This is a genomic window from Pseudoalteromonas haloplanktis ATCC 14393, from assembly GCF_000238355.1.
Classification (GTDB): Bacteria; Pseudomonadota; Gammaproteobacteria; order Enterobacterales; family Alteromonadaceae; genus Pseudoalteromonas; species Pseudoalteromonas haloplanktis.
The window spans coordinates 19,291-32,401 of the sequence record NZ_AHCA01000024.1 but is presented as its reverse complement, the minus strand read 5'-3'; the positions used below and the strand labels follow the sequence as shown (position 1 = coordinate 32,401).

Below are 13,111 nucleotides of genomic sequence, written 5' to 3'. Positions count from 1 at the left end.
ATCAAAGCTTAATGAGAATAAGCGATCAAAGTTAATGCCATTGGGTGATCAAAGCTAGGGAGAATATGCAGGGGGCAATACTAATAGTTTTATACCCAGCACTTAACGGGCTAATACCAGCAACTCTGTCATATAACCACTGACCAATTGCGCCATAGGCATAGTGATTGAGCGATCCAGCTTTTTTGGCATAACCTTTATCGTGAGTGTAACCATCCCAACGTTCCCAGACCGTTGTTGCGCCTTGTGTCACCGAGAATAACCACGACGGGTAACTTTGTTTAAAGACTAAATCAAACGCGATATCGGCGCGGTCAATTTTATCTAATACTGGCGCAAGCAACGGAGTTCCTAAAAAGCCGGTGCGTAAATGACCGTTAGCAGCTTCAAAAGTGGCTAATAAATGCGGAACTGCCTTTTGGGTCATTTCAGCGTCGAGTAAATCAAAACCAATCGCGAGTAGGTAAGCCGTTTGTGCTTGTTCACCTACTTGTAACCGACCATTGTCAGCAAAAAAGTGCTGCTGAAATTTGGCTTTTATTTCGGCTAATAATTTACTGTATTTTTTTACATCGTCGATTTTGCCTAATACTTTGGCGCTGTTTAAAGTGAACTCAACTGAACGTGCGTAAAATGCGGTAGAAATGAGGCTGTTATCGGTTTCACCACGACGAGAATCTTCACGTTTTGAATAAGGTTGTAACCAATCACCCACAGTCCACATTTCACTGATGCCATCTTTTAGTTGGGTTTGGTGATATAGGATCCAACGGGTCATCATTTCGTAGTTTTCAGCGAGGATCTTTTTATCGCCGGTACGCCAGTACACATCCCATGGAATGGTCACTGCCGCGTCAGACCAACCTGCTTGGGCAATTTCTCCTACTTCATTAGGCACAACAACCGGAATACTGTTATCGTCAAATTGCTCTTCTCGAATCGATTGCAACCAAGCCGACCAAAATGCGTGACTATCGGCTATAAAAAGTGAGGTATTGGCAAACGCTAAAGCATCGCCAGTCCAACCTAAACGCTCAGCACGTTGCGGGCAGTCGGTGGGAATATCTAAGAAGTTACCTTTTAGACCCCATTCGATATTAGATTGGAATTGGTTTAATTCTGGGTGTGAAGTGGTGAATTTACCGTTAATATCAAAATCTGTATACTGTACTACGCCCGTTACCCATGAAAGCTCTGGCTTAACTGTTGCGTCAAAACCACTGAGCTCAACATATCTAAAACCATGAAAGGTGAATTGTGGTTGCCACTCAATCACGCCACCGGTTTTGGCGGTATAAAAATCTAACTGTTTGGCACTGCCTAGGTTTTTGGTAAATAATGAACCGTCTGGATTGACCCCTTCGCCAAAACGTAAATTCAGGGTTTGGCCTTTTTTCATCGGAACTCTAATTTTAGGCACACCCACCATGTTCTGCCCTAAATCAAATACGGTTTTACCACCGACTTGTTTTATCGCAAGGGCAGGTAATAGCTGTTTATTTTTCGAAGTATAGTGGCGTTTAGGTTGCAATAGCACTTGTGGCTCTAATGCGCTGGTGGTGACATTTGACCAGTTCGATGCGTTATAACCGGCTTGGTGCCACGACACGTTTTGGTCGAATAATTCATAGTGCGCATCATAACGTTCACCATCGTATAAACCCGAGGTACGAATAGGGCCATTTTGTGTCGCTTGCCAGCTATTATCGGTTGCTACTATTTGCTTACTCCCGTCGTTGTATTCAATTTCAAGTTGGGCTAAAACTTTGGGGGAGAGGTTTAATTTTTTATGCCAATGACGTTTAGGGCCAAAACGGCCGGCATACCAGCCTTCAGCTAGCTGAATACCAAAAGCATTTTTGCCATCTTGTAACTGTGCTGTGACATCGTAGGTGAGGGTTTCAATGCGCTTCTTATACGGGGTGTAACCCGGCGTTAAAATATCGTCGCCAATCCGCTGACCATTGATAAAAGCTTCAAATACTCCTTTTGCAGTAATGTATAACCGTGCTTTTTTGATATTCGTATTGTTAGCACTTGTGCTTGAGTTAGCCGTTTTTAACTCAAACTCAGTACGTAAATGTTGTGGAATATGAATCGGCGTACCGTAATTACTTAGTTTAACAGGGGCTGTTTGTTTGATTTCGATCCATTTGGCCGACCAGTCTTTATTAGATAATAAACCTAATTCAAAGTGTGCAACATCACTCCAGCTTGATACTTCTCCTTGTTCATCCCAATAACGTACTTGCCAGTAAGCTTGCTGCCTTGAACTTAACGTTTTTCCTTGGTAATCAACAAAGGTGCTTTGCGCACTTGTCACCACGCCACTATCCCAAAGATCAGCCTGACTAGGTAATAAATCTGGCTGACTAGCGGAGACAATTTGATATTTTGTTTGCGCTAAAGTGTTGTTATCAGCGGACAGCTGCCATGAAAAATTCGGTTTGGGATCGTAAAAACCTAAAGGGTTGTTAAAACCTTCATTGATCTTTAAAGCATAAGGCTTAGATAGGTGCGATGTAGCTGCTGTACTATCGTTTTCATCAAGTAAACCGCATGCTTGCAGTGTTAATATAGCACTTAACACTGCGACTATACGACCTAGGTTTTTTATTATCGATTTAACTATCATAGGGTACTCTTAATCATTTTATTCTTATTTGATAATGGGTTTTACACTTAAGTGTTCAAGGCGAATTAACTTACTAGATTACTTTAACCTTCCCACTAAGCTGATATACACCTGGTGTGAGTTTGGTCATTGCCTGCTTTTTCAATAACTCATCAGAAGCAACTTTTTCGCCATTAATCGTTAATAGTGAAACGTGCGGTAATACAAGCTTTGCTCGGCTATTTTTCGGAATGGTTACTTGCATATCCAGTTGATCTTGGCCAATCTTCCAGCTCACTTTAATTTCACCTTGTGGTGTGTGATAGCTGCCAGCTGCATGACCTAAGCGCTGATTAAACTGTGGTGCAATGGTAATATCTTTAAAACCCGCACTGGCAGCATTAATGCCTAAAATCCCCTCGTAAAACCACTTAGCCACGGCACCATAGGCGTAATGATTAAGTGAGTTCATAGATTCTTCACTAAAACCCTCTTCAAGTGAGTATGAATTCCAACGCTCCCAAGTGGTGGTCGCACCATTATTAATGGAATAAAACCATGAGGGATAGGTTTCTTTAAACAAAACATCAAACATGAGATCGCTACGACCTATGTTTTGTAATACAGGGGCCAATAAAGGTGTGCCAAGAAATCCAGTGCCTAAATGCTTATCGCTGGCTTCAATTGTTTCGACTAAATGTTGCTGCGCATTCAACAGGTCTTGGCCTTCAAATAACTCAAATGCTAGTGGTAACAGGTAACTGGTTTGCGTTGACGCACTTTTTACCTTTGTCTTTTCATCGTAAAATTTTTGGCGAAAGGCGTGTTTTACTTTATTTAAGGTATCAGTATAGGTTGTGGCATCATTTTCATAACCTAGTACTTTGGCTATTTTGGCGGCGTAATCTAATGAACGTGCATAATAAGCCGTAGATATTAAGTATTGAGGCGTTTGACCTTGTTTGGCGTATGGTTGCAACCAATCTTTAAAACCACGTAGGCTCGAAATATACTGTTCTGACTTAGATTTGTGAAAATCGAGCCAACGTTTAATCATGGCATAGTTGTCTTGTAAAAATTGTTTATCGCCATTTAATAAATACAGCTCCCAAGGGATGATCACGGCAACATCACCCCAGCCTGCTGAGGCTAATTTACCAAAACCATGGCCTTTATTTGGTACGAAATTTGGTACGCCGCCGTCTTTAGCTTGAGCTTCTCTGACCGATTGCATCCATGCTGCCCAAAAGCCATATACATCGGCCATGTACATCGATGGTGCGGCAAATACTTGAGCATCTCCTGTCCAGCCTAAACGTTCATCACGTTGAGGGCAGTCAGTTGGAATATCTAAAAAATTGCCACGCAAGCCCCAAACCACGTTTTCAGCTAGTTTATTAAGCTTTTTATGAGAACTTTTAAAGTTAGCATGTACGTTAAAGTTTGAGTGTAATACTCGGCCTTTGACCCAACTTAAATTAGGCGTTTTAGATTGATCAAAGCCTGATACTTCAACATATCGATACCCATGAAAAGTAAAGGTTGGCACATAATTGATTTGGCCTGATTTAGCAGGTGTATAGTAATCAGTTGCTTTTGCGGTACGTAAATTCTTAGTATAAAACGTATTTTTATGTAAGGCTTCAGCAAATCGAAAAGTCATTTTTTGATTGGCAATACCAGGCAATGATAATTCAGGCACGCCCAGCATATTTTGTCCCATATCAAACACTACAACACCCGGTTTCGGATTGGCTACCTCAACTATTTTGACTGCCGGCAAAGTTAATTTTACGGCTGCCGCTTGATGCCGTTTTGGCGCTAACTCAACATCAGGTTCTAACGCTTCGGTGATCACAGAGTTCCAGTTATCAGGGATAAAATTAACCGTATGCCAACCTGGCATTTCATAATTAGCGTCATAGGTTTCGCCATCATAATTACCGGCATTGCGAATAGGTCCGTTAAGTGTAACTTGCCAGTTGTCGTCAGTTGTAATAATTTGCGTTGTGTCATTGCTATAGATAATTTCAAGCTGTGCTAACAAAGCTGAAGGTTTGACTTTTAACGCTCTTAACTTTAAATAACGTCCGGTATGCCAGCCCTCAGCGACAGTAGCAGCAAGCACATTTTCACCGGAATGGACCAATGAAGTTACATCATAAGTTAAGGTTTCAATACGTTGTTTATAAGGTGTCCACCCTGGAGTCATTACATCTTCAGAAACTTTTTGACCATTAACATAAGCGTTAAAAATACCTTTTGAGGTAATGTATAAACGTGCTTGTTTGATGCTTGGCTTAACTTCTGGCGCTTCTAAGACAGTATTGTTTAGGGTGGTAAAAGATCGTCTTAAATATTGTGGCCGATATACTTTATTGGTGACTGTTTTGGTATTTTTTGTTTTATTGTCGATTATATCAAATGTGACAGTTTCACCGGTTTCAGGGTGTCGGATCCATTGGCCTTGCCAATCATCATTGGATAATAAACCTAATTCAATAAAGGCTGGCTCACTCCACTGTGAAACCTTATCTTGTTCATCCCAAATTCGCACCCGCCAATATACTTTCTGGCGAGAGGATAACGGGGTGCCTTGATATTGTATCCAAGCGTTGCTGGTGGATAATTGTTTTTGACTATCCCATAAATCCGCTTTAGCAATGTTATCGGCACTGGTAGCTACCTGAATTTGATAGGCCTGTTGAAATTGATAATTGGCTGAAGGTGCAATTTGCCAAGAGAATCGTGGGTTTTGTTCGTAATAACCAATTGGGTTAATAAAACCTTCACCGACTTTTAGGGCTATAGGGGCTTGTCCTTCAAGCTCGGTATTATTGGTAAAGGTGCAAGCCGATAACAAAAATATCAAGCAGATTAAAATGCTGTATTGGGCATTGATATAGTGGTTAGTTAATTTTTTTAAAATGGACTTCAACATAATTGTCTCTATTCTAAATGTTCGTTATTTTATGATGCTTTTATTGCACAAAAACATGGCTTAAAACCTAAGTGCGCGGATAGGTCTAATCGATACTGGCCCAAGCAAACCTGACGGTTGTAATGGCGTTTTGGCTGATAGGTTAGTGGTAAAGGTTACGTCGGTATTAAAGTTTTTAACCACTTGATTGTCGGGGAACTGTTCAGGATATTTTAAATCTCCGACCATACGGTTTAACCAAGTGGTTGCTACTTCTACGGTTAATGTATTGTCGCCAAGTTGCGCAGCGTCGGTGATATCAACCGTTAACGGTCGGCTCCATAACTCACCTAAATCTTTACCGTTAAGCGTTACGCGCGCAATCACACCAACTTCGCCTAAATCGAGCTGTAAGGTTTGATCATCAAGTAACATGTTTTCATCAAGACTAAAGGTGGTTTGATAACTTATTTTTCCTGAATAATGTTGTAGGGCTTTGCTTTCTAAAGTGGTTAACGACGAGAGCTGGTTTAAGGTGAGTGTGTTTGGCACATCGCGATTTTGTTCGAACGTTAACTGCCAAGGTTTGTTAAGTATTAGTGGCGTTGGGATATCATCAACCTTTAATGTGCGTTTAACATTGTCTGTTGTTGTGACTTGGTAAACGCCATTTTCGCTAACGTCAATCGTTGTCGTGCCATCTTGGTTAAACATCGATGGTAAAAACATGTTTTTTTCTTCTTTGTTAATACTTTTGATGCTGACTTTATGGCTGGTTTGTTTTGCCGCGGGTGATTTTTCAAAAACAAAAAAGCTCGACTCTAACCCTTGTAAAGTCACCGGTGTTTGGATGCGGGTGTTGTTATCGGTTAATTCAAACCGGGCAATATCAACAATGTCACCAGTCACTGCATTCCAACGTTGTGGCTGCATGTGTGATGACGACGCGGCACTGCCAGTTGCATGGTTAATTCTAAAACTTGGATTGATATCAAGGCTTTGCTCTGATTGGTTGGCGATAAAATAAATATCATGAGTATCGCTGCTGCGATGACTCCAAATAACATTTTCTGGCAAGCCCGTTAAGTCTGCTGGCGTGTTGGTGGTAGATAAGACACTGCTTAGATCTGCGCTGTTGCTTGCATTGATATTTGCAGTGTAAAAAACCTGTCCTTGGCCGTAACTGGCTTGGGTAACAGTTTCACCATCAATGTTTTGCCACAATGAATTTGCAATCTGTTGGACGGTTTGATCGGCAATCGGAAAGTTTTCTAAACTTGGAGAATGTATTGGCTTAGGTCCATAAATCGTACCGCCTTGTTTAACCAGTTGCTGAATTTTAGTTAACACCGCTGGGCGCATGGCTGTTAAATTAGGTAACACCAATAATTTAAAATGCATGCCATCTGGCAAATGAAAATAACCACTTTTAACGGTTAACCGCTCTAAAATCACCTCAGCGTTTATGAAGTCGTAGGAATAGCCCTCAGGCACTGCGGGGTTAATTTCGCCAGTCATTTTCGGCGCATCTTCGCCAATAAAATACATAATGTCAGCAACATATTTCCCTTGTTGCATCATGTAGTTCGCGCGTTTTATATAATCAAGCCAACTGCCCATAAAATCAAACCACGTATTATTACGATTAAACTCAGAGCCAAACCAAGCATTTACCCCCGGAAAACGGTCATCATACGCTTGATGTATATAAACATGTAACAAGGTGTGATTTATCCCCTCTACAAACGACCAATCACCACGCTTTTTGAAATTCCATGGGTGATTTTTAAAACTGGTATCACGCCCCGAGGTAAAAGACTCTGACATCACGGTTTTTTGGCCGTAAATATGGGCAGCAGAGGAAGCGGCTTTGAGTTCTATTGCGCCTAAATTGCCACTGGCCCAAAATTCACCACTGACGATGTCAGCTTGGCCACCGTATTGTAAAAACTCAGCGGGAAAACCCCAATGACCATAGTTTTCTAACCACAGTTTTAACCCGTGCTGGTGGGCTCTTTCTCTAAGACCTGCGGTATATTCGTAGGCAACACCATCGGCAACTAGCCGGCGGACATCCCATAAAAACCGCTCACTTTGTGCAACACTGTTAACAGCGCGGCCACTATAAACTGGTAAAAAGGGAACAGGGTCGTAACCGTAACGTTGCTCAAATTTTTCAGCAAAACCGTCACTCCAGTTTTGTGCGCCTTTTTCGTAACTATCAACGACAGCATATTTTAACGCGGTGCGATCAGCTGCTGGCATGCTTTCAATAAATTTACCGATGTACGCATCAAAATGAAACTGAGCAATTTCTTTACTGAGTTTATCTATTTCTGGGCCTCGAGCGGGTCCACTTGATGGGCCGTTTTCGGTGCCAGTAGTGCGCATAAAATAACGCACAATTGTCCAATCGCCCGCAGGTGCTTGCCAAGTTAGGTGTCCATCTTCGACATGTTTGGTGATATCTATTACTTCATCAGCGGCAACTAATAACGCCGGATCACTAACATCAGTAGACATTGGCCATTGGTAAGTATCAAATTTAGGCATCGGGTTGGGGAAAACTTTGGCTAGTTTTTTCTCGGCATAACGTTCAAGTTTGTAAGCCTTTGATAATACGATGTCTTTAAAACCAACTGGGTCGGTTGGGTTATCGCTACGCCAACGATGAAATCCATTAAACGTTAAACGAAAATGTTTGGCATCAACCGCTGGAAAAGTGACGGCAATCGGCGCGTCATGATCTGGACCAATAGCTGCCATATCACGTGGACGTTGCATTTCGAAGGTTTTAATTTCTTCAAATACACCAGCCTTATTTTTAGCAGACAGGGTAACGGTTGTTTTTAAGGTTTTGTAAGGATAAATCTCTAAGCTACGGGCTTGAAATGCTGTTGGATGCACTAAGTCAATTTGTAGCTGACCTTTGCTTTGTGATCCTTGACGTTGATGGTTAAGTACTTCTTGTGGCAGCGCGTAAACCGTGCTGCCGTTGCCGTCAAAAAGTGCGTCTACCGCTTGGTTTTTTAGCAAACTATTTGTGATCGGATTACTAATACTAATTTCGCTATTGCTTGCTGTTAGTTTGTCTTGTTCATAAATTGGTGTTTTAAACGCGACAATGCGAACATCTTGATAAAAGTCTGCGCTGTTACTTTTTAGGCCTTTGGCTTCTGGTGCATTTAACGCCATGTGAAGTTGCTTCGGGCCAACAACCTGATGTTCACTTGAGTCTAAATAACGCATCGATTTATCAAGCGTCACCCAAGGGCCTCCTGATTGACTCCAGCCGGGTGAGTTAAACAATCCAATGTCGATGTTGTATTCAGCTGCTTTTTTAATGGCAAAACGCACATGATCCCACCAAGGGGCACTTAAGGCTTTGACTTCGCCTTGTTCGTCTTTAAGATGAATAATACCGATTAGCGCAGTATTAATACCGGCTTTTTGCATCGCCGCTAAGTCTTTTTCAATCCCCGTTTTCGAAATGTGATCACTAACCCAATACCAATAAACCCAAGGTTTTACTTGCTCAGGCGGCGTCTTAAAATTGGCTTTTAATACTTCTGTAGGCGCTTGATAAAATTGTTCGGAAGATAAGCTTAATGCTTGTATTGCTTGTTCTTCAAACTGCTCAGCGCCAGAATCAACTGTTGAAATTTCTTCAACGCCTGTGCAAGCAGACAATATTAAAAAGCTAAAAGCGCAAATGGAAAAACGACCATACTTTGAAAAAGCTCGCTTTGATTGTTTCGTATATCTAAGCGTTAAAGTTTCGTTAATCTGTTTCATCATCTTGAATGGATCTCTATAATTGATCATGCCGATGTTTATATCCCATCTACACTGTTATTATTAATTTGCTGAATACTCACAGGACCAATGAGTCCTGAAAGATCAAGTTGTGTTTCATGTTCTTTTGGTGGATTGGTCGTCCAAGTTTTCTTATGTGATGTTTTTCGTTTGGCATCGTATATCAGTTGATTTCGCCAGGTATTTGTGACCAACACCTTGAGTTGATTTTCTCCATCAATTACATGTTTTGTAATATCAAAGGTATAAGGGGGGGCCCAGCGAGTCCCGACCCGTTGGTTGTTTAACCACACTTCGGCAATATCGGCCACTTGACCGAGATCTAATTGCATCAACTTTGATTTATGTTGCAGGGTAAATGAAGTGTTATAGGCGATTGTGCCTGAGTAATGTTGAATAGCAGGCTCTGCGTGGTCATTTAACGGAATTAAATTTGTTAACGTTAGCTGTGATGGCGTTTCCCAGCCGGCTTCAAATTCTAATACCCAAGGCTTATTTAAGGGCTTGGTTTCTGTCTGAATAAATTGCTCATCGATACCGCCGTTATGTGAGAGCCATTGATACATACCTGTTTGTTTTGGCAGTAACTGAGCATTTATAAAAGATAGCGGCGATGTGTAAGTATCGTGAATTTTAAACCAATTCTGTTGGCTACTTAATAAGGAACTTTTACTTTGTTTAAGCGCAATATACCCTTGTTCTAGCGATTTTTTCACCGTGGCTGCATCTGCACGTTTTTTGTTAATCACAATAAACAGACTACCATGAGGATCGAGGCTAATAGCGACATTCATGTGAGCATCGTCTTGCTGCCAAATTGGCGCAATATGGGTGTTGCCCGTATCTAGATTCCAAATTTCTGGTGCTGTACCGGTTGTTCTTAATCGGATGGAAGCATCAATAGGTTTATCGAGCTGATTCGTTATGTAATAAACGTCAGTGTCGCCAATACTGCGATGTATCCAGCGTAAATCAAGCTCTTTGGCAAACGAAACATCCGGCATAATTGCTTCAGCGTTCAATACTTGTTGTAATGTGTGCCCCCAATAAACTTTACCTTTACCCACTTTTCTCATGCCGGTATTGGTATCGTCCCATAACTGATTTGCTATTTGAGTGAGCTTGCTTAAATCTTGGGCATCATCCATCAAACTCGGTGATGTTTGTGGTTTGTTACCTAAAATAACCGCGCCTTGTTCTACTAAGGTTTTAAGTTTTTGCGCGGTAGATAACAACATGCGCTGAGAGTCACGCAGCATAATGACTTTATATTGACCTGCATCTTCAACATACAATTGACCGTTAGATACGTGCACTTTTTCTTGCAATAGTTCCTCATTTAAATAATCGAACTTATAACCTTGTGGAAATGGATGGGTATCAAACGGATGACGGTCTAAATCATCACCTAAATACCAAAGTACGTCGGCTACAAATTCACCTTGTTGCAATAAATATTGGCTGCGCGCTAAAGACTTGATCCATGTAGGTGTATGACGCCACCATGTTTGCGTGCGTAAAAAGGGGAAGCCAATATTGCCACCAAAGCTAGATCCGGGCACGACATCAAGTTGTGGGGTATGAGAAAAAGTATGAAAGACTAAATGGTTAACACCTTTGGTAAAATTTTCATTGATCAGGTATTTGATATCTTTAGGGGACTCATTCCATTTCACCCCTAATTGCGTTGCGGCTTCAGCAGCTAAAAACGGTTTGTTATATAAATGATAAGCCGATGCCGCGGCGTAGATAGGTTTGGCTTCTTTTTGATTTTGCGGAGCTTTCGGGTACCAGAATTCGGTCATTGGGAAATCACTTACGCCGTAATAGCGTAAGGGATCTCCAGGTAATGTTTCGCCGGTTGCCCCCTCGGTGTAAACTTTAGATCCCATATCGTGAGCTACGGTTCTAAAATGGTCAAAGAAATTATCGACATACAAATCAGCCATGGTTTGACGAAGATCCCTTAAAAACTTATTTGTGTCATCGACTGAACTGACGATATAGCCTAATGTGGCAGGTAAATATGGCATCATGTCGTAACCACGACGCTGTTTAAATGCTTGGGGTAAATCATCTTTGTGCATGGTCCATGTAGGCACGCCGCTTTCCCAGCTGTCGATTAACATGCCATGTAGTTTATGACCATCTAGTGGGCCACCATCGCGCATTAAATTCCCCATCATGCCATGGCGTAAATGGTTTTCTATTGCAATTTTATCGAGCTTGCTGGTTTCCCAACCGGTTGCTTCTGGCTCGGCAGGACGGTTGGTTTTTAACATATTGACGTGACCAAAGCGGATCACTGTCCAGTCACCTTTGGGGACTTGCCAGTTTAGTTGACCTTGGTTATTAACATATGAGGTTAAATCAATAATGTCATTGGGGTTTATCGTATCTTCAGCAGTAACAAATTGCTTGATGTCGCTTTGTAAACCGCGCGAGCTTTTTGAGGCTTTAGCTTCATGGTTATGTAAACGCACGTGACCATTTAAACGGACATAAGACAAAAATAAGGGATCATCAGTAAAGGTTAATTTAAAGGTTTTGGCTTTTGTTTCAGGTAAATTAAACGTCACGGGGTAATCATTATCGTACCAATGACTTGTAGGAACTTTGAGTGAAGCAAGGGTTTGCCACTGCTCATTATCTTGTTGAGCTTCAACTAAAATGCCGATATTTACCTTGGGCAAAAGGCGATTAGTCAAAACAGTACGAATAGGGGGTAATTCTAAACTTCGTAAGGTGGTTTTTTCTGCAAATGTGACGGCCACCCACGTCGGTTTTTCATCAACATATTGAATGTTCTTCTGTTGATAGGTTCTATAAGGCTCCTGTGAATGAATTTTTTTAGGGTCATACATCACCTGTTTTGCTTCTTCAAATACGGTATCCCATGGCACCATCGAATTATTAGTTTGATAACTCATGGGTGAAATTTGGGGAATTGGCTTAACCGAACTTTCATTTTTAGGCGTTTTAAAGGCGATGGTTTTAATATCTTGGTAGTTACGGTCAAAAGTTAAATACTCAGCTTTAAGATCTAACGATTTTTGAACAAGTTGCCCGCCTTTTAATTGAAATACATGCTCAATTATCTCTCGCTGTGACTCTTCAGCGGGAACCCAAGGACCACCAGCCATCGACCAACCGGGGCAGTTTTGGAGAGTTAAATTTAATCCTAAACGCTCTGTTTCATCTGCGATATGACTAATCATCTCTTCCCATTTTGGGGTTAAAATTGGCACTTGTTCGACATTCGGGTATGGCTGAGATCGGGTATTAAATAACTGTATACCTTGTAATCCAGCTTTTTTAATTGCTGCTAAATCTGCGGTTAAACCTAGTTTACTAATATTTTTGCCATTGAGGTGAAACCAAGTTTCAGGGTAATAATGTTTCTCGGGATTCTTAAAATTTGTTTTTAATGTGCTAAAAGGTAAAGGGACATTTTGAGTTTGAGCTAGCGGTTGGCTTTGTTTAATCGCGGCTGATTGAAAAGAAAATAAAATTAATAAATTGGTAAACAGCCAAATTAATGTCTTCCGCTTAGTCATTTGGAGTCCTAAATGTTTTAATGTATATAAGACTTAGTCACCAATATGAGAGATTGATACCCTTTTTTTAAATTTTTAGTAAAAATAAATAAAGTCTCGCCAAGGTTTTGAGCAAAAACCTTGGCGGAAGTGGGATTATATAATTTACCTTATTTCTTTATTATGAACCAAGCCAAGCATACCCAAAGTAAGATCTAATGATAT

Annotated in this window: 4 protein-coding genes; all 4 read right to left on the bottom strand. The window is 41.1% G+C overall.

Annotated elements, in window-relative coordinates; genetic code table 11:
• Nucleotides 1-31 precede the first annotated feature (31 nt).
• Nucleotides 32-2,635: a family 78 glycoside hydrolase catalytic domain gene (locus PHAL_RS23360; RefSeq protein WP_016710585.1), complete on the bottom strand. Its 2,604-nt coding sequence runs from the start codon at nucleotides 2,633-2,635 to the stop codon at nucleotides 32-34.
• Between the two features lie 73 nt (nucleotides 2,636-2,708).
• Nucleotides 2,709-5,555: an alpha-L-rhamnosidase gene (locus PHAL_RS0121945; RefSeq protein WP_016710584.1), complete on the bottom strand. Its 2,847-nt coding sequence runs from the start codon at nucleotides 5,553-5,555 to the stop codon at nucleotides 2,709-2,711.
• Between the two features lie 60 nt (nucleotides 5,556-5,615).
• Nucleotides 5,616-9,224: a glycosyl hydrolase gene (locus PHAL_RS0121940; protein ID WP_232321844.1), complete on the bottom strand. Its 3,609-nt coding sequence runs from the start codon at nucleotides 9,222-9,224 to the stop codon at nucleotides 5,616-5,618.
• Nucleotides 9,225-9,367: 143 nt separating this feature from the next.
• A complete protein-coding gene (locus PHAL_RS0121935) occupies nucleotides 9,368-12,907 on the bottom strand; it encodes a glycosyl hydrolase (protein WP_016710582.1) in 3,540 nt (1,179 codons plus the stop codon).
• Nucleotides 12,908-13,111: the final 204 nt, after the last annotated feature.

What these genes read in the sequence shown, in the direction of transcription:
- PHAL_RS0121945 (WP_016710584.1), bottom strand. Translation starts at nt 5,555, where the DNA reads ATGTTGAAGTCCATTTTAAAAAAATTAACTAACCACTATATCAATGCC.
- PHAL_RS23360 (WP_016710585.1), bottom strand. Translation starts at nt 2,635, where the DNA reads ATGATAGTTAAATCGATAATAAAAAACCTAGGTCGTATAGTCGCAGTG.
- PHAL_RS0121935 (WP_016710582.1), bottom strand. Translation starts at nt 12,907, where the DNA reads ATGACTAAGCGGAAGACATTAATTTGGCTGTTTACCAATTTATTAATT.